Source organism: Deltaproteobacteria bacterium, assembly GCA_016234845.1.
Classification (GTDB): domain Bacteria; phylum Desulfobacterota; class Deferrimicrobia; order Deferrimicrobiales; family Deferrimicrobiaceae; genus JACRNP01.
In genome coordinates this window covers 25,096-46,610 of record JACRNP010000056.1, presented here as the reverse complement: position 1 = coordinate 46,610, position 21,515 = coordinate 25,096, and the positions used below count along the sequence as shown (strand labels likewise).

At 69.0% G+C, this 21,515-nt stretch carries 20 protein-coding genes, 1 tRNA gene and 1 riboswitch; of the genes, 13 read left to right on the top strand and 8 right to left on the bottom strand.

Annotated elements, in window-relative coordinates:
- Window positions 1–377 precede the first annotated feature (377 nt).
- A tRNA-Leu gene (locus tag HZB86_04875) sits at window positions 378–464 on the bottom strand.
- 153 nt (window positions 465–617) lie between these two features.
- Between HZB86_04875 and HZB86_04870 the strand changes: the two genes are divergently transcribed.
- Window positions 618–3,671 (top strand): PAS domain S-box protein, encoded by a 3,054-nt coding sequence (locus tag HZB86_04870; protein ID MBI5904868.1) that lies wholly within the window; start codon window positions 618–620, stop codon window positions 3,669–3,671.
- A gap of 21 nt (window positions 3,672–3,692) precedes the next feature.
- Window positions 3,693–4,262, top strand: a complete 570-nt coding sequence (locus HZB86_04865; protein ID MBI5904867.1) for a CvpA family protein — start codon at window positions 3,693–3,695, stop codon at window positions 4,260–4,262.
- A gap of 12 nt (window positions 4,263–4,274) precedes the next feature.
- Here the strand turns inward: HZB86_04865 and thiC are convergent, their stop codons facing one another.
- The 5 genes from thiC to hydG are packed head-to-tail and all read right to left on the bottom strand — an operon-like array spanning window position 4,275 to window position 8,642.
- Window positions 4,275–5,564, bottom strand: a complete 1,290-nt coding sequence (thiC, locus tag HZB86_04860) for a phosphomethylpyrimidine synthase ThiC (protein ID MBI5904866.1) — start codon at window positions 5,562–5,564, stop codon at window positions 4,275–4,277.
- On the bottom strand, window positions 5,561–6,280 hold the full coding sequence (thiE, locus tag HZB86_04855; GenBank protein MBI5904865.1) for a thiamine phosphate synthase: 720 nt from the start codon (window positions 6,278–6,280) through the stop codon (window positions 5,561–5,563). The genes thiC and thiE overlap by 4 nt, the downstream gene beginning before the upstream one ends.
- Window positions 6,240–7,010, bottom strand: a complete 771-nt coding sequence (locus tag HZB86_04850) for a thiazole synthase (GenBank protein ID MBI5904864.1) — start codon at window positions 7,008–7,010, stop codon at window positions 6,240–6,242. Before HZB86_04850 ends, thiE begins: the two co-directional genes overlap by 41 nt.
- Before the next feature lie 4 nt (window positions 7,011–7,014).
- Entirely contained in the window at window positions 7,015–7,230 is a 216-nt protein-coding gene (thiS, locus tag HZB86_04845; protein MBI5904863.1) for a sulfur carrier protein ThiS, read from the bottom strand.
- Window positions 7,230–8,642 carry a [FeFe] hydrogenase H-cluster radical SAM maturase HydG gene (gene hydG, locus HZB86_04840; GenBank protein ID MBI5904862.1) on the bottom strand — a complete coding sequence of 471 codons (1,413 nt, stop codon included), beginning with the start codon at window positions 8,640–8,642 and terminating at the stop codon, window positions 7,230–7,232. The genes thiS and hydG overlap by 1 nt, the downstream gene beginning before the upstream one ends.
- A gap of 62 nt (window positions 8,643–8,704) precedes the next feature.
- Window positions 8,705–8,812: riboswitch (TPP riboswitch) on the bottom strand.
- A 116-nt stretch (window positions 8,813–8,928) separates the two neighbouring features.
- Here hydG and alr point away from each other — a divergent pair.
- The 11 genes from alr (at window position 8,929) to HZB86_04785 (ending at window position 20,812) form a co-directional block, all read left to right on the top strand.
- Window positions 8,929–10,044, top strand: a complete 1,116-nt coding sequence (gene alr / locus HZB86_04835; protein MBI5904861.1) for an alanine racemase — start codon at window positions 8,929–8,931, stop codon at window positions 10,042–10,044.
- A gap of 37 nt (window positions 10,045–10,081) precedes the next feature.
- Window positions 10,082–10,834 (top strand): ABC transporter permease, encoded by a 753-nt coding sequence (locus HZB86_04830; protein ID MBI5904860.1) that lies wholly within the window; start codon window positions 10,082–10,084, stop codon window positions 10,832–10,834.
- Between the two features lie 23 nt (window positions 10,835–10,857).
- A complete protein-coding gene (locus HZB86_04825; protein MBI5904859.1) occupies window positions 10,858–11,670 on the top strand; it encodes an ABC transporter ATP-binding protein in 813 nt (270 codons plus the stop codon).
- Window positions 11,671–11,770: 100 nt separating this feature from the next.
- Window positions 11,771–13,300: an MCE family protein gene (locus HZB86_04820; GenBank protein MBI5904858.1), complete on the top strand. Its 1,530-nt coding sequence runs from the start codon at window positions 11,771–11,773 to the stop codon at window positions 13,298–13,300.
- A gap of 54 nt (window positions 13,301–13,354) precedes the next feature.
- Entirely contained in the window at window positions 13,355–14,917 is a 1,563-nt protein-coding gene (gene purH / locus HZB86_04815) for a bifunctional phosphoribosylaminoimidazolecarboxamide formyltransferase/IMP cyclohydrolase (protein ID MBI5904857.1), read from the top strand.
- A gap of 32 nt (window positions 14,918–14,949) precedes the next feature.
- Complete coding sequence (purD, locus tag HZB86_04810) at window positions 14,950–16,236, top strand: phosphoribosylamine--glycine ligase (GenBank protein ID MBI5904856.1); 1,287 nt, start codon at window positions 14,950–14,952, stop codon at window positions 16,234–16,236.
- The gene (gene purE, locus HZB86_04805) at window positions 16,236–16,724 is read left to right on the top strand and encodes a 5-(carboxyamino)imidazole ribonucleotide mutase (protein ID MBI5904855.1); all 489 of its coding nucleotides are present in this window, start codon (window positions 16,236–16,238) and stop codon (window positions 16,722–16,724) included. The genes purD and purE overlap by 1 nt, the downstream gene beginning before the upstream one ends.
- Window positions 16,721–17,593 carry a DUF89 family protein gene (locus HZB86_04800; GenBank protein MBI5904854.1) on the top strand — a complete coding sequence of 291 codons (873 nt, stop codon included), beginning with the start codon at window positions 16,721–16,723 and terminating at the stop codon, window positions 17,591–17,593. The genes purE and HZB86_04800 overlap by 4 nt, the downstream gene beginning before the upstream one ends.
- Window positions 17,590–18,258 (top strand): threonylcarbamoyl-AMP synthase, encoded by a 669-nt coding sequence (locus HZB86_04795; GenBank protein MBI5904853.1) that lies wholly within the window; start codon window positions 17,590–17,592, stop codon window positions 18,256–18,258. Before HZB86_04800 ends, HZB86_04795 begins: the two co-directional genes overlap by 4 nt.
- Window positions 18,259–18,266: 8 nt before the next feature.
- On the top strand, window positions 18,267–19,595 hold the full coding sequence (locus HZB86_04790) for a DUF1015 domain-containing protein (GenBank protein ID MBI5904852.1): 1,329 nt from the start codon (window positions 18,267–18,269) through the stop codon (window positions 19,593–19,595).
- Window positions 19,596–20,086: 491 nt separating this feature from the next.
- On the top strand, window positions 20,087–20,812 hold the full coding sequence (locus HZB86_04785; protein ID MBI5904851.1) for a methyltransferase: 726 nt from the start codon (window positions 20,087–20,089) through the stop codon (window positions 20,810–20,812).
- On the opposite strand, the gene HZB86_04780 is transcribed toward HZB86_04785, so the two are convergent.
- Both HZB86_04780 and HZB86_04775 read right to left on the bottom strand, forming a co-directional pair.
- Complete coding sequence (locus HZB86_04780) at window positions 20,809–21,255, bottom strand: DUF721 domain-containing protein (GenBank protein MBI5904850.1); 447 nt, start codon at window positions 21,253–21,255, stop codon at window positions 20,809–20,811. The two genes, HZB86_04785 and HZB86_04780, sit on opposite strands and share 4 nt — an antisense overlap.
- A complete protein-coding gene (locus HZB86_04775) occupies window positions 21,252–21,494 on the bottom strand; it encodes a hypothetical protein (protein ID MBI5904849.1) in 243 nt (80 codons plus the stop codon). Before HZB86_04775 ends, HZB86_04780 begins: the two co-directional genes overlap by 4 nt.
- Window positions 21,495–21,515 lie beyond the last annotated feature (21 nt).

The following is a 21,515-nucleotide window of genomic DNA, read 5'->3' as shown; positions in this document are numbered from 1 at the left end:
GCATCGTTGAACCACTTCACGGTACCTGTTTCCAAAACAACCCCCAAAAAGAATGTTCTTGCTCAACCCAGGCAACAAGGCCCAAATCGACCAGAACCCATACGGTACCACATGAATCGACGGGAATCAATGGCCTGGACGTTCGTCGTCGTTCCTCGCCCGTTCGAATCCCCCCGTTGCGCACCACGCAACGGGAAAGGGGGTGGTGCCGGAGGGGGGCTTCGACCGCCTGAGCCTCCGCCCAGCCAAGGCTCCGGCTTTGGCGGCGGGGCTCGGATCTTCCGCGCTCCCGTGCGTCGCGCTCTTCCTCGCAAATCGCTCGGCGATCCTCGCCCGTTCGAACCCCCCCGTTGCGCACCACGCAACGGGAAAGGGGGTGGTGCCGGAGGGGGGCTTCGAACCCCCACGAGGTTGCCCTCACGGGATTTTGAGTCCCGCGCGTCTGCCAGTTCCACCACTCCGGCATCGGGAAGCAAGCGCCCGGGGCGGTGGAATCCGCCGTCCCGGTCCTCCTTTATACCCCGTTTCCAGTTCCGATTCCAACAGGTTACAGGAATTCCTTCTGAATTTTTTCCGTAGTCCGGCCGATAGGTGGCAAGGGGAGGTGCCCGGACCCGATGGATCTTCTGCGACGGTTCTCGATGCTCTGCGGCGCCGCGTTCGTCCTCCTCGCGGCGATTCTGGGCGTGCTGATCACGCGCGCCTTCGAATCGAACGCGGTCGAGGAGGCGAACCGGTATGTCGCGGCCGACGTCAAGGCGAGCGCGAAGCGGCACCTGGCCGACGTTTCCCTCTCCGTCCCGGCCGATACCCGCGAGTACGAGGCGCTGAGGGTGCGGCTCTCCGACATCTTCGCGATCCCCGGCGTGCTCGACGTGGTGGTCTTCTCCGGCGACGGAACGGTCGTCTGGTCCCGGATGCGCTCCCTGGTCGGAACGCGCCTGCAGGACAAGCCCTACCATTGGGAAGCGCTCCGGGGGGTTCCCGTCGCGCGCCGGACGCGCCCGTACCGCGACGATCCCCGCTTCCCCGGGGAAGTGCGGGAGCTGATGGAGCTCTACGTTCCCCTGTTCGAGGGCGACACCGACCGGATGCGGGCCGTGGTCAAGATCTACCTCGAGATGGACCAGGTCCTCTCCGCCGTGCTCCGCACCAAGGCGCAGATCTGGGCGATCCTCCTCGGCGGATTCGCGGTGCTCTACACCCTCCTCTTCGTCGTCGCCCTCCAGGGGAACCGGCGGATCGCGAGAGGCGACTCGCAGCTCCGGGAGTCGCGGGAGAAGATCCGCGCGCAGCAGGCACGGATGCTCCGGCAGATCGGCACTTCGGCGATGACCGAGGCGGACCTCGAGGGGATCGTGTCGGAGGCGCTGCAGGAGCTCTCGGGGCTGCTCGGCATCCACCGGTGCGCCGTCGTCCTGGAAGGGCCCCCGGCGAAGGTGATCGAGCACCGGATGGTCGGCTCCCCGCTCGCCGATCTTCCGGGTTCGTACCAGAACCGGCCCGGAGTGAACCTGGAGGCGATGGCCTCGGGGAAGACGGTCGTGGTGGACGACGCCGAAAAGATTTTCGGAAGCTCGGCGGGAGCGGGGACTGCCGCCGCCTGCCTCGTCGTTCCGCTTCTTCGGAACGACGAGGTGGTCGGCGCGCTGTTCCTGGACCGGGCGGAGCGGCACTGCTGGACCGGCGAGGAGATCGGGACGGCGGAAACCGTGGCGCGCCAGATCGCCCTCGCCGCGCGCCAGGCCCGGATGTTCGCGGAGCAGCAGGACCTTTCCCGCCGTCTCGTCTCCCTGATGAACAACGTCCCGGGGATGGTCTACCGGGGACTGCCGGACTGGACGCTTCCGTTCGTCGGCGCGGACATCGAGCGGTTCACCGGCCGCTCCGTGGAGGACTTCACGTCGAGGAGGTTGCGGTGGCTCGGCGTCGTCCACCCCGACGACATCGACCCGCTCCGGAAGAGAATCCGCGAGGCGGTGCTCGCGAAGGAGCGGGTGCTCCGGCTGGAGTACCGGCTGGTGCACCGGGACGGCGGGGTTCGGTGGGTGGGGGACCGCCGGCAGATGATCTACGGCGACGACGGCAAGCTGCTCTGGGTCGACGGCCTGGTCCTCGACATCACCGACCGGAAGAAGGCGGAGATCGCCCTTCGCCTCACCCAGTTCACCGTGGACCGCGGAAGCGACGCCACGTACTGGATGGCCTCCGACGGCCGCCTCCTCTACGTGAACGACCGGACGTGCGAGGCGCTGGGGTACACGCGCGAGGAGCTGCTCGCGATGAGGATCCAGGACATCAACCCGGACTTCCCCCCGGAGCGCTGGCCCGCCCACTGGGACGACCTTCGCCGGTGCCGCACGCGGACGTGGGAGTCCATTCACCGCACGAAGGACGGCCGCACGATCCCCGTGGAGATCACCGCGAACTACATCGAATTCGACGGGAAGGAGTACAACTGCGCCTCCGCCCGCGACATCACGGAGCGGAAACGGGCCGAGGAGGAAAGCGTGCGCCTGCAGTCCCAGCTGATCCAGGCGCAGAAGATGGAGGCCCTGGGCCTGCTGGCCGGAGGGATCGCGCACGATTTCAACAACCTGCTCACGGGGATCCTCGGGTACGCGACGCTGCTGCGCCAGAAGCCCGAATCCGGCGCCGACGTCTCGAAGGCCGCCGAGATCATCCAGCGCGCGGCGGAACGGGCGTCCCACCTCACCGCCCAGTTGCTCGGCTTCGCGCGGAAGGGGAAAAACCTGAACGTCCCGGTGGATCTGACGAGGACCGTCACCGGGGTGACCGCCCTCCTGGAAGGGACGCTCGACCGGCGCATCCGGATCGTCACCTCCTTCTGCCCGGGCGACGCGCTCGTCCTCGGGGATCCGTCCCAGCTCGATCAGGTCGTGATGAACCTGGCGGTCAACGCGTGCGACGCGATGCCGGAGGGCGGCCGGCTGAGGATCACCACGGAACGCGTTTCCCTGGACGACACGTTCTGCTGCGAGCACGGGGGGATGATTCCCGGAGACTACCTGCTCCTCTCCGTCGGCGACACGGGCGTAGGGATCCCGCGGGAGAACCTCGAGAGGATCTTCGATCCGTTCTTCACGACGAAGGAGCAGGGGAAGGGCACCGGCCTCGGGCTCTCGATGGTGTTCGGGATCGTGAAGAACCACGGGGGGCTCCTGGACGTTCAGAGCGAGGTCGGCGTCGGAACGACCTTCCGGGTCTACCTTCCCGAGAATTTCAGCCTCAAGGCGAAGGAGGCCGAGGGCGCGGACGACTCCGCCCTCCCTCACGGCCGGGGAAAGATCCTCCTGATCGACGACCAGGAGACGGTCCGCGAGGTGGCCCAGGACATGCTGCGTGCGCTGGGGTACGAGGTCATCACGGCGGTGGACGGCCTCGACGGGGTGACCCGGTACCGCGAACTGTGGCGGGAGATCGACCTGGTGGTCGTCGACATGATCATGCCGCACCTGTCCGGGGGGGACTGCTTCCGGAGGATCAAGGAGATCAATCCGCACGCGCGGGTCGTGCTGTCGTCGGGGTACACGATGGAGGGAACGATCCAGGAGGTGATGAAGGAGGGGATCCTCGACTTCATCCAGAAGCCGTACCGGCTGGAGGAGCTCTCCCGCGTCGTCGGGAAGGCTCTCGGGGTGTACCATTAGGGCTTGCGGTATAATGCGACGATGAACGTCGTGGACGTCGTTCTCGCGGTGCTCTGCGCCTGGTTCGTCGTCGCCGGGATCGCCCGCGGACTCGTGCGTCAGCTCTTCTCTCTCGGCGGCCTGGTCGCGGGACACCTCGCGGGGATCCGGTATTACGCCGAGGCCGTCTCGATCCTTACGCTCACCTTCCCGTACTCGGAAGCGGCCGGCTACCTCGCCGTGTTCCTCGCCGTCTACCTCCTGTTCCGGCTCGTCGGCGGGCTGATCGAGGGGAGGGTGCGGGCGTCGAAGCTGTCGGGGATGGACCGGCTCGCCGGGGCGGCGGCCGGATTCGTCAAGGGGGCGCTCCTGTCGGTCCTTCTCGTGTTCCTTCTGGTGATCCTGCTGCCGTCCGGGACCCGGGCGCTTCGGGAGTCGAAGGCGGCGCCCTACGCGATATCCGCCGGCCGGTGGCTGGCGGCGGTCTTCCCCGAGCGGATCGCGGACTCCTTCCGGGAAAAGGCTCCGGGGGCCTTCCTCCCCCCGCGTCAACCGTCTCCCCCCCTCCCGGACGGATCGCGCCCGCCGGGAAAGGATAAGCCGCGGCGGTAGCGCGGATTCCCGTTACCTCTTCCGGATCGCCTTCCCCGACGTCTTGATGGCGCACAGGTCCGCGCACATCGTGCACGCCGCCTCGTCCACGGTCGGCATGCTCCCGCCCCGCCATGCGCGGGCGCGCTCCGGATCGATGGAGAGCTCGATCTGCGACTTCCAGTCGAGGAGGCGCCGGGCGTCGGCCATCCGGTTGTCGCGGTCCATCGCCCCGGGGATCCCGCGGGCGATGTCCGCGGCATGGGCGGCGATCCGGGTCGCGATCACCCCTTCCCGCACGTCCTCCACCGGCGGCAGGCGCAGATGCTCGGACGGGGTGACGTAGCAGAGGAAGTCCGCGCCGTTCCACGCGGCGATCGCCCCGCCGATGGCGGACGTGATGTGGTCGTACCCGGGGGCGATGTCGGTGACCAGGGGCCCCAGCACGTAGAACGGCGCCCCGTGGCACAGCCGCTTCTGCAGCACCATGTTGGCCGCGATCTGGTGCATCGGAACGTGGCCGGGCCCCTCGATCATCACCTGCACGTCCCTGGCCCAGGCGCGGTCGGCGAGCTCCCCCAACGTCATCAGTTCGTGCACCTGGGCGCGGTCGGTCGCGTCCGCGAGACATCCGGGGCGCAGGCCGTCCCCCAGCGAGATCGTGATGTCGTACTCCCGGCAGATGTCGAGGAGGCGGTCGTACTGGTCGTAGAACGGGTTTTCGCGGCCGTGGTGGTCCATCCATTCGGCGAGCAGGGAACCGCCGCGGCTGACGATGTCGAGACGCCGCCCCTCCCGGACCAGCCGCTCCAGCGCTTCGCGGGTCACCCCGCAGTGGACGGTCATGAAGTCGACGCCGTCCCGCGCCTGCTTCTCGATCCCGGCGAAGAAGTCGTCCGCCGTGAGGTCGAGCCACGACTTCCCCCGCAGGTTTCCGTCGGCCGCCGCCTGGTACACGGGGACGGTCCCGACGGGAACCGGGCATTCGTCGAGGATCGCCCGCCGGATCTCGTCGATCGGCCCGCCCGTGGACAGGTCCATCACCGCGTCGGCGCCGGCGGCGACCGCGACCCGCATCTTCTCCATCTCGAGCGCGAGGTCGGCGCGGTCGCGGGAGGAGCCCACGTTCGCGTTCACCTTCACGGAGAGTCCCTCGCCGATGGCGACGGGGCGCACCGTCTTCCGCCTCCGGTTCCGGGGGATCACCGCCTTCCCCCCGGCGACGAGCGACCGGAGCCTCTCCGGAGCCATCCCTTCCGCCCGGGCCGCCCGATCGATCTCCGGGGCGGCATCTCCCTTCCGTGCTCGGTGCATGAGCGTCATGGAGCACCCGCCTTTCCCTGGTTCCGTGCGGCGATCGCCGCGTTCACCCGGCCTTCGAGCTCCGCAACGGCCGACTCCGGGTCCGCCGCGGCGACGATTGCGGAGATCGCCGCCACGCCCGCCGCCCCCGCCGCGACGACTTCCCCCGCGTTTTGCGCCCCGACGCCCCCGAGGGCGAAGACCGGGATGCGTGCGGCCCCGCACGCATCCCGGAGGGCGTCGACCCCGACCGGGGGCCCGTACCGCGCCTTCGACGGGGTGGCGAAGACGGGCCCGAAGGTGACGAAGTCGGCTCCTCCGGCTTCCGCCTCCGCGAGCTCCACGAGCGAGTGCGTGGAGCAGCCGATCAGCGCGGATGGGCCAAGGAGCGTCCGTGCATCCCGCGCCGCCATCGACGCGACCCCCAGGTGCACCCCGTCGGCCCCGACGGCGAGGGCCACGTCCACCCGGTCGTTGACCAGCAGCTTCGCGCCGTACCGGGCGGTCAGCTCGCGCATCCGCCCGGCCAGACGATGGAGCTCGCGGCCCCCGAGGTCCTTCTCCCGCAGCTGGACCGCCCGGACTCCCGCGTCCAGCGCCCGTGCAACGGCCCCCGCGATGCCGCCGCCCGGCGCCTGGCGGCGGTCCGTGATCAGGTACAGGCGGAAATCGACCGCCAACGGTCCCGGCCGCCGGTCAGAAGAACGCGCCGTCCAGCGGGGACGACGCGGTGGCATAGAGCTTTTTCGGGATCCGCCCCGCGAGAAACGATTTGCGGCCGGCGGAAACCGCCTCCCGCATCGCCTCGGCCATGAGGACGGGGCTCTTCGCCCCTGCGATGGCCGTGTTCATCAGCACGCCGTCGCACCCGAGCTCCATGGCGACCGCCGCGTCGGATGCGCTCCCCACGCCCGCGTCCACGATGACCGGCACCTTCACGGTTTCGAGGATGATCCGGATGTTGAACGGGTTGCGGATCCCCAACCCGGATCCGATCGGAGCGGCCAGCGGCATCACCGCGGCGCACCCGGCGTCCTCGAGCTTTCTCGCCATGATCGGATCGTCGTTGGTGTAGGGGAGCACGATGAAACCGTCCTTCACCAGCCGCCTCGCCGCGGCGAGGAGCGCTTCGGTGTCGGGAAAAAGGGTCTTCTCGTCGCCGATCACCTCGAGCTTGACCAGGTTCGACATCCCGGCCTCGCGCGCCAGGTGGCATGTCCGGACGGCGTCGTCCTCGGTGTAGCACGCCGCGGTGTTGGGCAGGAGGGTGTACTTCTTCGGGTCGACATGGTCCAGGAGCGACTCCTTCGACCGGTCGAGATTGACCCGACGGACGGCCACGGTGACGATCTCCGCGCCGGACGCCTCCAGCGCGCGGACCATCGTCGGGTAGTCCGGATATTTCCCGGTTCCCACCAGAAGCCGCGAGCGGAACGACCTTTCCCCGATGGTCAGCGTGTCCGCCATCTCCTCATCCTCCTCCCACGAATGTGACGATCTCCAGCCGGTCCCCCGGGGCGAGCGGCACCGATTCGTAATCCGGCTTCCGGACGATCTCCCGGTTCCGCTCCACCGCGACGCGCGCAAGCGGGAGGGAGAGGTCGCGGAGCAGCCCCGCCACCGTCGTTCCCGGAAGCACCTCCCGGTTCTCCCCGTTGAGGACGATCGCGAACGTGGCGCCGGCCATCAGAAGCGGCGGTCCTTTCCGCCCGAGAGCACCTCCGCGAGCTTGCTCTCGAACTCCCCCCGCAGCGGCGACGACGCGAGCTCCCGGCGCCCCTCCTCGACCGCCGCGAGGCACCGGTCGCGCAGCCCGGCGTCCGCGTTTTCCACGGCGTACTCCGCCAGCGACAGCAGCGCGTTGGGGAGGCAGAAGTCGCGGATGTGGCCGTCCAGGGCCATTTCCGTGAACGTGTCGCCCGTCCGGTGCAGGCGGTAGCAGCTGGTGCAGAGCGACGGCAGGTGGCCGCGCCGCAGGAGGACGTCGACCATCTCGCCGATCGACCGCGTGTCGTCCACCTCGAACTGCTCGGACTCCCGCCTGCGGAAGCCGTCCCCGTACCCTCCCGGGTCGGTCTTGGAGCCGGCGCTGATCTGGGACGCGCCGATGTCGAGGCACCGCTCCCGAAGCGCGGCGGGCTCCCTCGTGGAGACCACGACCCCCGCCGAGGGGACCGCGAGGCGGTAGAGCACGACGATCCGCTCGAACTCGGCGTCCGAAACCGGCACCGGCGCGGCGGAAACGGGCGCGCCGAAGGCGCGCTTGAACCGCGGGACGGAGATCGTGTGCGGATAGGCGCCGTACGTCTCGTGCAGGTGTTCCGCGTGCCGAAGGACGGACAGCGCCTCGAACCGGTAGTCGAACAGCCCGAGGAGCGCCCCGATCCCGACGTCCCCGAACCCGGCGGAGATCGCCCGGTCCATCGCGGTGACGCGCCACGCGTAGTCGGCCTTGGCGCCCGACGGGTGCATCCGGGCGTACGTCTCCGGGTGGTACGTCTCCTGGAAGCACTGGTAGACGCCGGCGCCCGCCTCCTTCAATGCCCGGAACGATTCGACCGGCATCGGCGCCGCATTGACGTGGAGGATCCGCATCCCGGTCCCGCGGTAGATCGCCCGAAGGACTTCGACGATGTACTCCACGCTCGTCTTTCCCGGATGCTCCCCGGCGACCAGAAGAATCCGGCGGAACCCCTTCTTCTCCAGGTGCCGCGCCTCCGCGACCGCCTGCTCCGGAGAGAGCGTGATCCGCACCGCATCGCGGTTTCCCCGCCGGAAGCCGCAGTAGAGGCAGTTGTTGCCGCAGTCGTTGGAGAGATAGAGCGGCGCGAAGAGGACGACCCGGCGGCCGAACACCTCTTCCCGGACCGCGCGCGCCATGACCGCCGCCGTCTCCCACACCATCGGGTCGGCTGTGGCGAGGAGTCTCGCCGCCTCGTGGAGGACGAGCCGCCGCCGGGGGGACAGCGAGTGGAGAAGGGAAACCGCCTCCCGGCGCGGGAACGGTTTCGCGTCGCGGCGAAGCCGGAAGATCTCCCCGGCGTCCACCGGAAGGGTCGGCCGGGAATTGGGGAAATCCATGGGGAGCCTGGCAGGCACCTTGTACGCCCTTTCCTTAAAGAGAACGTGAAAAATGAAAAACCGCGCCAGGGAACGGCACGGTTCGAAGAGCACCACGCTCCCTGCGCCGGCATTACCCGGGTCAGGTTCGACGGGTTGCCCGCGGTGCGGCTGCGGGCTCTCAGCGAAAAGCACCCCTGGCGGTACGGATCATGATACGGCCTCGGGCGACGGACTGTCAAACGCCTCCGCGTTCTTTACTTGCCCGTGGGGACGGGTTAGACTTTTTCCATCACGAGATGCCGCTCTCCCGCGAGGTTTTCGCTTGGCCCGACCCACGGTGGCGGAGATCCGCCTCCCGGCCCTCCGGCACAACTTCAAGGCGTTGCGCTCCCTGCTCCCGGCCGGGACGGGCGTGCTCGCCGTCGTGAAGGCGAACGCCTACGGGCATGGCGCGGTTCCCGTCGCGCTCGCACTGGAGGCCGAAGGCGCCCGGATGCTCGGGGTCGCCACCGTCGAGGAGGGGGTGGAGCTGCGCCAGGGCGGAGTCCGCCTGCCGGTCGTGGTGCTGGGGGGGGCCGACCCGCCGCAGGCGGAGGAGGCGTTCGCCCACCGGCTGTCGGCGGTGGTCTTCGACCGGAGGCAGCTGAGGGTCCTCTCGCGGGTCGCGTCGAAGGGAGGGCGCGCGTTCCCGGTGCACGTGAAGGTGGACACCGGGATGGGGCGGCTCGGCGTGCTTCCGGCCCGCGCGCTCGAACTGCTCGCGGAGCTCCCGTCGGTCGGGGGGGTTGCGCTCGAAGGGTGGATGACGCACCTGTCTTCGGCGGACGGTCCTTCCGCCGACGACAGGGAATTCACGGAACGGCAGCTTTCCTCCTTCGCCGGGGGGATCCCCGCGGTGCGCGCGGGGTTCGGAGCGGACGTGACGGTCCACGCGCTGAACAGCGCCGGCATCCTCCGGTTCGCCGGGACTCCGTTCGACTCCGTCCGTCCCGGGATCACGTTGTACGGCTACTCCCCCCTGCCGCCCGGAGAGACGTCGATCCCCCTCCGTCCCGTGATGCGGGTCGTGACGCGGATCGTATCCCTCAAGGAGCTTCCCGACGGCCACCCGGTGAGCTACAACCGCCGGTACCGGTGCGGCGGCGTCCGGCGGATCGCCGTGGTGCCGATCGGATACGCGGACGGATATCGCCGGGGATTGACGGGGCACGGACGGATGTCGGTGTCGGGCCGCCCGGCCCCGGTCGCGGGGACGGTCTGCATGGACCACACGATGCTCGACGTGACCGGTATCCCCGGCGCGGAGATCGGGGCCGAGGTCGAGGTGATGGGGGAGGCGTCGATGACGGCGGAGGAGATCGCCCGCGTCTGCGGCACGATCCCGTACGAGGTCCTGACCCAGGTGGGGGCCAGGATCCCGAGGAGGACCGTTGACTGAGGGTCGGGTCGGCAACGGGGCGTCGCGCGCCGCCGAGATGCTCGGCAACCGCGTCTACGCGATGGTGCAGGACCTCGGGGCCATCTTCTCCCTCTTCCTCCAGGTGCTCTCCTGGACGCTCCGCCCCCCGTCGGAGATCCGCAACATCGTGAAGCAGATGGAGGAGGTCGGCGTGCGGTCGATGCCGGTCGTCCTCGTGACCGCCACGTTCACCGGGATGGTGCTCGCCCTCCAGAGCTACTCGGGATTCCAGCGGTTCGGCGCGACCAGCTTCGTCGGCTCCGTGGTCGCCCTCTCCATCACCCGGGAGCTGGGTCCCGTGTTCGCCGGGCTCATGGTCTCGGGTCGCGTCGGCGCATCGATGGCGGCGGAGCTCGGGACCATGAAGGTCACGGAGCAGATCGACGCCCTCGTCACGCTGGCGACCAACCCGGTGAAGTACCTGGTCGTGCCGCGGGTGCTCGCGGCGACGATCGTCCTGCCGATCCTGGTCGTCTTCGCGGACCTGGTCGGGATCCTCGGCGGATACTTCGTGTCGGTCTACCTCCTCGGATCCAACCCGTACGTGTACATCGCCAAGACCTACCAGTACCTGGAGTTCAAGGACATCTACACCGGGCTGGTCAAGGCCTCCGTGTTCGGGACCCTGATCGCGCTCATCTCCTGCCACCACGGCTTCGTGGCGGAGGGGGGGGCGGAAGGGGTCGGCCGGGCGACGACCCGGGCGGTGGTCGCGTCCTCGATGATGGTGCTCGTGTCCGACTACTTCATGACCTCGTTCATGTTCTGACGGGGAGGGGCGAGGCGAGCCGATTGATCGAGATCCGCGGGCTGTCGAAGCGGTTCGGGAAAAAGGTGGTGCTGGACGGGCTCGACCTGGCCGTTCCGCGGGGAAAGAACACGGTCGTCATCGGCGGCAGCGGGACCGGGAAATCGGTCCTCATCAAGTGCGCGGTCGGTCTGCTCCGGCCGGACGCCGGCGAGATCCTGATCGACGGGGAGGACATCACGCGGATGCGGGAGGCCGAGCTCGTCCGCGTGCGGCGGAAATTCGGCATGCTCTTCCAGGGGGCGGCGCTGTTCGATTCGCTGGACGTGGGAGAGAACGTCGCGTTCGCGCTCCGGCGCCTGAGAAAGGTCCCGGAGCGGCAGATCCGGGACGTGGTGGAGGAGAAGCTGTCGATGGTGGGGCTGCGGGAGATCCAGCGGCTGATGCCGGCGGAGCTGTCGGGCGGGATGAAGAAACGCGTGGGGCTCGCCCGCGCGATCGCCTCGGAGCCCGACATCATGCTGTACGACGAGCCGACGACGGGGCTGGACCCGATCATGGCGGACGTCATCAACGACCTGATCATCTCGCTCCGGGAGACGCTGGGCGTCACGTCGATCACGATCACGCACGACATGGCGTCCGCGTACAAGATCGCGGACCACATCGCGATGCTGTACAAGGGGAAGATCATCGCGGTGGGGACGCCGGACGAGATCCGCGACACGTCGAACCCCGTGGTCGCCCAGTTCGTGCAGGGGAAGGCCCGGGGGCCCATCACCGACGAGAACGAGGAGTTCGTCCGGTTCGTGCGCGGCGGGGGAGCGGCCGCGGCGGGGAGCCGCGAGGAGGGGTGAGGCGCGGGCCGGAGGCGTTTCGACGCCCCCGGGGCGATTCGGGGGCACGGTTCGCCGCCGCTGGTATATAGTAATCCTCCAAAGGGAGGGCAACGCGCAGATGTCCAGGGAAGCGCGGGTCGGAATCTTCGTCCTGCTGGGGATCATCGTCCTCACGTACTTCACGTTCCGCGTCAGCAAATGGGGGCTGATCGCGGAGAAGGGGTACCGTCTCACCGTCGACTTCGACTCCGCGGCGGGGCTGGAGCCCAAGTCGGACGTGAAGATGGCGGGGGTTCCCATCGGGAAGGTCGAGGAGATCCAGCTGGCCGGAACCCGCGCGCGTCTCGTCCTGCGGATCCGGCCGGAGATCCGCATCCCCGTCGACTCCGTCGCCTCCATCCAGACGCAGGGTCTCCTGGGGGAGAAGTATGTCGAGCTCATCCCGGGGAAGGAAACGCAGAGGAACCTCCCGGCCGGGGGGCAGGTCTCCAACACGCTCAGCCCCACCAACCTCGACGCCCTCGTCCGGAAGCTGGACACGATCGGCGACGACGTGAAGAAATTCACCGAATCGCTCTCCTCGACCTTCGGCTCGGACGAGGGGAAGAAGGCGCTCGGCGACATCCTCCGGGACGTCCGGGCCACCACGGCCACCCTCCGCGCGGTCGTCCAGGGGAACGAACAGCGGTTCGACCGGATCCTGGTGAACATCGACAAGCTCACCGCCGACCTGTCCGACATCTCCTCCGCCAACAAGGAGGACGTCCGCACCGCCATCGCCAACCTCCGGGCGTTCTCGGAGACCCTGAAGACCGAGACCCCGGGGCTTGTCCGGAAGCTCGAGGAGATGAGCGAGCGGGTGAGCGGCGTCGTGGGGGACAACCGGGAGAACCTGAAGGAGTCGATCGCCAACCTGAAGAACGCCTCCGCGAAGCTCGACAACACCCTGGAATCCGCCGGGAAGGTGATGGCGAAGATCGACCGGGGGGAGGGGACCCTCGGGAAGCTGGTGAACGACAACACGGCGCACACCTCCCTCACCGACACGCTCGAGGGGATCAACCGGTACGTCCGGAAGACGGAGGCGCTCAAGACCTTCATCGACTACCGGCTGGAATGGCAGTCCGGCCCCTCCGAATACAAGCATTACGTGAACCTCCGGTTGCAGCCATCGGCCGACAAGTACTACCTGATCGGGGTGGTCGACGATCCGCGCGGGAAGTTCAACTCGAGCACGTCGACGGTGGTCACGACGACGCCTCCGGCTCCCCCCTCGACGACGCTGTCCACGGTGGAAACGTTCGAAAACAAGCTGAAGCTCACCGCGCTGGTCGCCAAGCGGTTCCACGGCCTGACAGCGAAGGGAGGGGTGATGGAGTCCACCGGCGGGGTGGGGCTGGACTACGAGATCCTGAAGGACCGCCTGACGGTGGGCGCCGACGCCTTCGACTTCGCGCGGAAGGACCTGCCGCCGCATTTGAAACTGTACGGCAACTATGATATCGTCAAAAACCTTTTCGTTACCGGCGGAGTGGACGACGCCCTGACGAACGAGCGGAACCTCCGGACCCTGTTCCTCGGATTCGGGATCAAGTTCGCCGACGAGGATCTGAAGACCATCCTCGGAGCCGTCCCCATCAAGCCGTGACGCGGCCGGCCGGCTAAACGCAACCATACACATACGAAGGAAGGTCCAAAGACCATGGCGAGAATCCATCGGGCGATCGTCAGCGTTTCCGACAAGGCCGGCGTGGCCGATTTCTGCCGCGCGTTATCGCGCCTGGGGGTCGAGCTGTACGCCTCCGGCGGGACCGCGAAGCTCCTGCGCGGGAAGAAGGTCCCCGTCCGGCTCATCGAGGAGTACACGGGGTTCCCGGAGATGCTGGACGGCAGGGTGAAGACGCTGAACCCGAGGATCCACGGCGGACTGCTCGCGCTGCGGGGGAGCCCGGAGCACATGAAGACGATCGGAAGCCACGGGATCGTCCCGTTCGACATGGTGGTCGTCAACCTCTACCCGTTCGAGGCGGCGATCGCGCGACCGGGGTGCACCCGGGAGGAGGCGATCGAGAACATCGACATCGGGGGTCCGTCGATGCTTCGCTCCGCGGCGAAGAACTGCCAGTCGGTCGCGGTGGTGTGCGACCCGGCCGACTACGCCGACATCCTCGGCAAGCTCAAGAAGAACGCCGGGAACCTCGACGAGGCGACGATGGCCGAGCTGGGGCGCAAGGCGTTCGCGCTCACGGCCCGGTACGACGCGGCGATCTCGAACTACCTCGGCGGCGGGGAGGGAGGACGGGATCCGTTTCCCGCCACCTTCGGCGCGCAGTGGCGCCGTCTCCAGGCGCTCCGGTACGGCGAGAACCCGCACCAGGCGGCGGCGTTCTACGCCGATTCGTCCCTTCCCGACGAGCCCACCCTCGGCGGGGCGGTCCAGCTCCAGGGAAAGGAGCTCTCCTACAACAACATCGTCGACATCGACGCGGCGCTGCAGCTGGCCCTCGAATTCGCCACGCCCGCGGCGGTCGTCATCAAGCACACCAACCCGTCCGGGGTGGGGACCTCGAAGCGGCGCCTGGTCGACGCGTTCAAGAAGGCGAGGGAGTGCGACCCGGTATCCGCGTACGGCGGGGTTCTCGGTTTCAACCGCCCGGTGAACGCCGAGACGGCGCGCGAGGTGGCCGGAACGTTCTTCGAGGCGGTCATCGCCCCCTCCTTCGACAAGGAGGCGCGGAAGATCCTCTCCGCCAAGGCGAACCTGCGGGTGCTGTCGACCGGCGGGGAGTTCCGCTGGTCCGAGGGACGGTCGTACGAGATGAAGAAGGTGAGCGGCGGCCTCCTGCTGCAGACCTCCGACCGGCACGTGCTCGACCCCGGAACGCTCAAGGTGGTGACGAAGCGCAAGCCGACCGAGGACGAGCTCGAAGCGCTCCTGTTCGCCTGGAGGGTCTGCAAGCACGTGAAGTCGAACGCCATCGTCTACGCGATGAAGGACCGCACGGTGGGCGTGGGCGCGGGCCAGATGAGCCGGGTGGATTCCGCCCGGATCGCCGTCATGAAGGCGCAGTACCCCACGCAGGGGACGGTGGTCGCGTCCGACGCCTTCTTCCCGTTCCGGGACGGCCTCGACGTGGCCGCCGGGGCGGGCGCCACGGCCGCCATCCAGCCGGGCGGATCGGTGCGCGACGCGGAGGTGATCGCCGCCGCGGACGAGCACGGGATGGCGATGGTGTTCACCGGCGTACGGCATTTCCGGCATTAGAGCAGGAATTCCACCGGCACGGAGGTAGCGCAATGGGTCTTTCGGTCCTGATCGTCGGCGGCGGCGGCCGCGAGCACGCCCTGGCGTGGAAGATCGCGCAGAGCCCCCTCGTGACGAGGATCTACGCCGCGCCCGGGAATCCCGGGATCGCGCGGCACGCGGAGTGCGTGCCCGTCGCCGCGGACGACCTGCCGAAGCTCCGCGATCTGGCGGTGTCGAAGCGGATCGACCTGACGGTCGTCGGCCCGGAGGCGCCGCTGGCGGCGGGATTGACCGACCTCCTGACGAAGGAGGGGCTCCTGGTGTGCGGCCCGGACCGCGCGGGTGCGCAGATGGAGGGGTCGAAGGTCTTCATGAAATCGATCCTCCGGAAGTACGGGATCCCCACCGCCGACTTCCGCGTCTTCGACGAATACGACGACGCCGAGCAGCACGTCCTGACCCGCAAATTGCCGCTGGTGATCAAGGCCGACGGCCTTGCGGCGGGGAAAGGCGTCGCGGTCGCGCAGACGTACGAGGAGGCCGTGGGGTTCCTAAAGGACGTCATGGAGAAGCGCGTCTTCGGCGACGCGGGGAACCGGGTGGTGGTCGAGGATTGCCTGTCGGGCGAGGAGGCGTCGTACATCGTCTTCACGGACGGGTACAAGATCGTCCCGCTGCCGTCGTCCCAGGACCACAAGCGGATCGGCGACGACGACGCGGGCCCCAACACGGGCGGGATGGGGGCGTACTCCCCCGCGCCGGTCGTGTCGGCGCAGGTCGAGGAGCGGGTGCACCGGGAGGTGTTCGACCCGCTGCTGGCCGGCCTGCGCGCGGAGGGGATCGTGTTCCGCGGCATCCTCTACGCCGGCCTCATGATCGAGAACGGCGTCCCGCGGATCCTGGAGTTCAACGTCCGGTTCGGGGACCCGGAGGCTCAGCCGCTCTTCCTGCGCCTCAAGAGCGACCTCGTTCCGCTGCTCCTGCAGTGCGCGCAGGGGAAGATCACCGACGCGACGATGGAGATCGACCCGCGGCCCACGGTGTGCGTCGTCATGGCGTCCGGCGGCTATCCCGGGAGCTACGCGAAGGGGTTCCCGATCGACGGGATCGGGGAGGCGGAGAAAGAGGACGGAGTGGTCGTGTTCCACGCCGGAACCGCCCTGAAGGACGGGCGCCTGGTCAACAACGGAGGCCGCGTGCTGGGCGTCACGGCGATCGGCGACACCCTTCCGGGCGCGATCGGGAAGGCGTACCGGGCCACGGGGAAGATCCACTGGGAAGGCGCCTATCACCGGACCGACATCGGCCGGAAGGCGCTGTCGCGGGGGAGCGCGTGATGGCGGGGAAGGTGCTGATCCTGATGGGGAGCGCCTCCGACGCGGAGACGATGCGGGAGGCGAAAAAGGTCCTCGACGCGTACGGGATCCCGAGCGAGACCACGGTCGCGTCGGCCCACCGAACCCCGGAGCGGACCCACGCGCTCGCCCGGAACGCGGAGAAGGAAGGATTCTCCGTGATCATCGCCGGAGCGGGCTGTGCGGCCCACCTCGCGGGATGCGTCGCGGCGGTGACGGTGCTGCCCGTGATCGGCGTGCCGCTGGCCGGTTCACCGCTCGCGGGCTTCGACGCCCTCCTGTCCACGGTCCAGATGCCCGGGGGGGTTCCCGTGGCCACGATGGCCGTGGGGAAGGCGGGCGCGCAGAACGCGGGGCACCTGGCCGCGCAGATCCTCTCGCTGTCCTCCCCGGTCCTCCGCGGGAAGATCCACGCCCGCCGCAAGGCGATGGCCGACGCCGTGGAGGAGGCCGCGAAAGGGGATTCATGATCTTCCTCGCCCCCGAGTGCTTCCCCTGCTTCCTTCTCCAGGCGGACCTCGCGGCGCGGGCCCACGGGGCTTCGGAAGAGGAGAGGGTCACACTGGCCGCCCGGATCGGCGGGATGCTGCCGGATCTGCCGTCCCGGGCCGAGATCCCGGCGGACACCGCGACCCGGATCCAGGAGGTCATCCGCGAGGTTCTGGCGGCCGACGACCCGTTCCGGCCGGTGAAGGAGCGGCACCTCGCGCGCTTCGACGAGATGTCCCGGTGGGCGAAGGGGCTCGTGGACGCCTCCCCCGACCGGTGGGCGGCCGCCGTCTGGATGTCGGGCTTCGGCAACATCATGGATTCGGGGATCATCGAGCAGGACGCGATGGACCGGGAGGTCGGTTCGATCGCCCGGGGGATCCTGGAGTACCGCCTCCCGGCCCGCTTCCGGGATCGGCTCCTTTCGGCGCACCGCGTCGGGGTGTTGCTCGACAACGCGGGGGAGGTCGCATTCGACGTCCCGCTCCTGTCGCTCCTCGCGTCCGGGGGAAAGGCGCTGTGGATGGGGGTGAAGGGCGGAGCGGTCATCGACGACCTGACGTTTCCCGAGGCTTCGGAGCTCGGGCTTTCGACCTTCGGGGAGCTGGTTTCGAACGGGAACCGGGCGGTGGGCACCGTGCCGGAGATGTGCGCCGGGCCGTTCCGCGAGCGCCTCGCCTCGTCGGACCTGGTGCTGTCCAAGGGGCAGGGGAATTTCGAGACGCTCGTCGGAAAGTATCGGAACTCCTGGTTCCTGCTGCGGTGCAAATGCCCCGTGGTGTCCCGGGCGGTCGGGCGGCCGGAGGGGGAGCTGCTTCTCCTCGACGCGGACGGGAGACACGCGGCGTGACCCGGCTGGTCCGCCTCGACTCGGAGCGGCTGACGTTCCTCCCGCCGGAGGTGTTCGCCTCCCTGCGGGAAGGGGGGATGGTGATCTACCCGACCGACACGCTGTACGGACTGGGAGTGAACCCGCTCTCCGACGCCGGGCTGTCGCGACTCCTTGCCGCCAAGAGCCGCGACCGCGGGAAGCCGATCCCGTTGCTGCTGTCGGGCCCGGAGGAGGTCGAACGGTGGGCGCGGCACGTCCCGGCGGAGGCGGCCCGGCTCATGGACCGTTTCTGGCCGGGCGCTTTGACGCTGGTGCTTCCCTCCGAACCGGGGATCCACCCGGCGATCACGGGCGGCGGCGACACCGTGGGGCTGCGCGTACCGGACCACCCGGTCCCGAGGGCGCTGGCGCGCGGGATGTCCGGCGCCGTCACGGGGACCTCGGCGAACCGGTCCGGGAACCCCGGCGCCTGGGAATCGGCCGAAGAGATCGTCCGGGAGTTCACCGGGGAAGTGGATTGGGTACTGTGGGACGGGAGGACGTCCCGGGCGGCGGGCGCGGAAGGGGGCGCCGCGGGATCTCCCGGCTCCACCGTGGTCCGGATGACCGACGACCGTCCGGTACTGCTGCGGGAGGGGGTCGTCCCGTTCCGCGCCATCACGGAATTCCTGGAAAAGGAGTGACCTAAACAATGGCCGACGTGAAACCGTTCCGGGGGATCCATTACGACGTAGCGCGGGTGGGGGACCTGACCCGCGTGGTGGCCCCGCCGTACGACGTCATCTCCCCGGAGGAACAGGAGGCGCTGCACCGGCGCCATCCGAAGAACATCACCTGGGTCGACTTCGGGATGGCGAAGGTGGGCGACGGCCCGGGCGCCAACAAGTACACCCGCGCCGCCGCATGGTTCCGCGAGTGGCTCCTGGAGGGGACGCTGGTCCGCGACGACGTCCCGTCCCTCTACTATTACGAGCAGGAGTTCACGATCCCCGGGAAGCGGACCTACGTGCGGAAGGGGTTCCTCGGAGCGCTGAGGCTGTCGGCGTTCGGGGAGGGGGAGGTCTACCCCCACGAGCGGACGCTGTCCAAGCCGAAGGAGGACCGGCTCGCCCTGATGCGCGCGACCGACGTCCACATGAGCCCGATCTTCGCGCTCTACTCCGATCCGGCGGACGGGGTGCTGAAGAGCCTGCGCTCCGCGATGGCCGCGGCGCCCGATATGGCCGCCGTCGACGACCTGGGAGTGAAGCACCGGGTCTGGACGGTGTCGGCCCCGAAGGCGATCCTGGGCGCGGTGGACGGGATGAAGGGGAAGGGAGTCTTCATCGCCGACGGGCACCACCGGTACGAGACGGCGCTGGCGTTCCGCGACGAGATGCGGAAGAAGCACGGCGCGAACCCCGCCGCCGCGTACGAGCACGTCCTGATGTTCCTGTGCAACATGGACGACGAGGGGATCGTCATCCTCCCCACGCACCGCGGGATCCACTCCGTGGCCGGTTTCTCGGAGGACGCGCTCCTCGCGAAGATGCGCGCCCACCTTCCGGTGGAGAGCCGGGAAGGCTCGGCGGAGGACGCGATGCGCGCGGTGGAGGCCGCCGGCGGATCGGGGAAGGCGATCGGATGGAGCGCGGGCGGGAACCGGTATCACATCGCCACCTTCCCGGACCTTCCGGCGTTCTGCGACCGGTTCCTCCCGAAGTTCCCTCCGCAGCTCCGCCCGCTCGACGTCGTGCTTCTCCACGGGTTCATCCTGGAGCAGCTTCTCGGGATCTCCGCCGAGGCGGTGACGGCGGGGCAGTTCGTGAAGTATTACAAGGAGCCGGCCAAGTGCGCGAAGGAGCTCGCCTCCGGCGCGATCCAGGCCGCCTTCTTCATGAACGCGGTCACGATCCCGGAGTTCCGCGACGTCTCGCTCTCCGGGCACGTGCTGCCGCAGAAGTCGACCTTCTTCTACCCGAAGATCGGCACGGGGCTCCTCATCTTCCCCGTGTCGGGAGATGACAGAGTTCCGGGGTAATTGCCCCAGTTCACAAATACGGCAACGTATCCAAACTGCGATTCCGGAAGTCGCTGCGTTTCCGAAACTCGCCCTTCGGCTGCGCCGCCTCGGAGGGGGGCTCCGTTCGTGGCTCGCCGTGCGGTGAACCTGCACGGCTGCGCACCGGCCTCCAGGGCTCCATTCCCTCAGATCCCGGCATTCGAGGCCCGCTGCATCCGCCCCGGCATCGTTCCCCTCCCTCACCGTACCACCGTGGGTACGCCTCGGTCGGGCGCCTCGCCGGAGGCGGCGCATCGACCCTCTCGGTGCACGGCCTCTTCGGGAACGGAACCCTGGAGGCCGGCCTCACTGTGCCCCCGTTCTTCCTACATCGGGGTACCCCAGGGAGCGTATTTCGTACGGGAGTGGGGCGCCCCCCTCCTGCGGCGACTCCGCCGGCGCCTCGATTTGCGTGCGCCTTCCGTGCGGTCTTCCCGATACTTTGCCGTATTGATGGGGAGCACGCAGTTATGAACCGGGATACATCCCCCGGGGGTCTGATCATCCGCCAGCCGGAGCGCGGGTACCGGTTCTCGATCGACTCGGTGATCCTGGCCGGGTTCGCAGCACCGTTCGCCCGGGGGCGCGTTCTCGACCTGGGGACCGGATGCGGCGTCCTCCTTCTCCTCCTCTCGCGCCTGTCCGGCGGCATTGCCTCGGGCCTCGGCGTGGAGATCCAGGAGGAGCTGCTCTCCTTCGCGCGGGAGAATTTCCGGGAAAACGGCCTGGACGGTTCGATGCGGGCGGTGGCGGGGGATTTCCGCGGGGAAGCGGCGGGAATCGTGCCGGGCTCCTTCGATCTCGTGGTTTCGAATCCGCCGTACCGGCGAGCCGGCACGGGCCGTCGCAACCCCGATCCGGGGAAGGAGGCGGCGCGGCACGAGGTCTCGTGCTCCCTCCCGGAGCTGTTCGCCGCCGCCGCGCGGCACATGGCCCCGGCGGGGAGGTTTGCGGTCGTCCTCCCGCATGAACGGCTTCCGGAAATCGAAGCGTGCGCCCATCGCGAAGGGATGGCCGGGGAAATCGTCCGGGCCGTCCACCCCCGGGAGGGGAGCCCCCCGTCCCGGGTCCTCTACTGCGCCTCCAGCGGCGCGGCCCGCGAACCTCGCGAACTTCCCCCCCTGTACCTGCACGGCGACCGCCGGAAATACCTCCCCGAGGTAGACCGGATCTGCGCGCTTTTCCGGGGCTCCTAACGCTTCGGGCGAAGGCGGCGGCCGATGGCGCGCAGGGACTCCCGCGTCTCCGGGTCGGCGACCGAGGAGAGACCTTCCGGGTCGCGCGCGGCGCGGTCGGGCGGATCGGGTTTCCCGGCCGCATCCTCCTCCCGGGACGGCAAGGGCCCCACCACGAACCGGAGGTCGGTCACCGGGCTCTTCGGACCGGTCGCCTCGACGATCTTCGCCAGGAGGGCCGGCTTCGAAAGCTGCAGCTCCTGCGCCCATGCGTGGTTCGCGACGGCGACCGTGAGCACCCCGTTGCGGAACCTCGCCGGGGCCGCCTTGGCCGACAGGAGCGGCCCGACGATCCGTTCCCACGTCCTGTGCAGGGCCACGAGGAGCGTCACCTGGGGGAGGCCCAGGGACGCGAGGTACCGCTCGATGTCCGCGGAGAGGGGGACCGCTCCCTTCCTGCTCACGGGCGCGCCTGCCGGATCCGGCGGATCCGCCCGCCCGCGAACTGGCCCAGGACGGCGCACGCGAGGAACGCCGGGATCGCCCACGCGCTCACATGGTTGTCCAGTCGGAGGTACGCGATCAGCGGCACGGAGAGGTGCACGCAGGCGAACCAGCCCAGGGAGAATTTCCTGCACCCTTCTCGGGCGTATCCCAGGGGGAGGTTCACGACGAGCGCGACGGCCCCGATGAGGAGCAACAGGGGCCACGAAGCAGCGGGGAA

Bases quoted from the DNA above. Each gene is read 5' to 3' on its own strand.
- HZB86_04830 (MBI5904860.1), top strand. From the start codon at position 10,082: ATGCTCGGCAACCGCGTCTACGCGATGGTGCAGGACCTCGGGGCCATC.
- purE (MBI5904855.1), top strand. From the start codon at position 16,236: ATGGCGGGGAAGGTGCTGATCCTGATGGGGAGCGCCTCCGACGCGGAG.
- HZB86_04785 (MBI5904851.1), top strand. From the start codon at position 20,087: ATGAACCGGGATACATCCCCCGGGGGTCTGATCATCCGCCAGCCGGAG.
- thiS (MBI5904863.1), bottom strand. From the start codon at position 7,230: ATGGCCGGCGCCACGTTCGCGATCGTCCTCAACGGGGAGAACCGGGAG.
- purH (MBI5904857.1), top strand. From the start codon at position 13,355: ATGGCGAGAATCCATCGGGCGATCGTCAGCGTTTCCGACAAGGCCGGC.
- HZB86_04865 (MBI5904867.1), top strand. From the start codon at position 3,693: ATGAACGTCGTGGACGTCGTTCTCGCGGTGCTCTGCGCCTGGTTCGTC.
- HZB86_04850 (MBI5904864.1), bottom strand. From the start codon at position 7,010: ATGGCGGACACGCTGACCATCGGGGAAAGGTCGTTCCGCTCGCGGCTT.
- thiE (MBI5904865.1), bottom strand. From the start codon at position 6,280: ATGCCACCGCGTCGTCCCCGCTGGACGGCGCGTTCTTCTGACCGGCGG.
- HZB86_04790 (MBI5904852.1), top strand. From the start codon at position 18,267: ATGGCCGACGTGAAACCGTTCCGGGGGATCCATTACGACGTAGCGCGG.
- purD (MBI5904856.1), top strand. From the start codon at position 14,950: ATGGGTCTTTCGGTCCTGATCGTCGGCGGCGGCGGCCGCGAGCACGCC.
- HZB86_04820 (MBI5904858.1), top strand. From the start codon at position 11,771: ATGTCCAGGGAAGCGCGGGTCGGAATCTTCGTCCTGCTGGGGATCATC.
- HZB86_04800 (MBI5904854.1), top strand. From the start codon at position 16,721: ATGATCTTCCTCGCCCCCGAGTGCTTCCCCTGCTTCCTTCTCCAGGCG.
- thiC (MBI5904866.1), bottom strand. From the start codon at position 5,564: ATGACGCTCATGCACCGAGCACGGAAGGGAGATGCCGCCCCGGAGATC.
- HZB86_04870 (MBI5904868.1), top strand. From the start codon at position 618: ATGGATCTTCTGCGACGGTTCTCGATGCTCTGCGGCGCCGCGTTCGTC.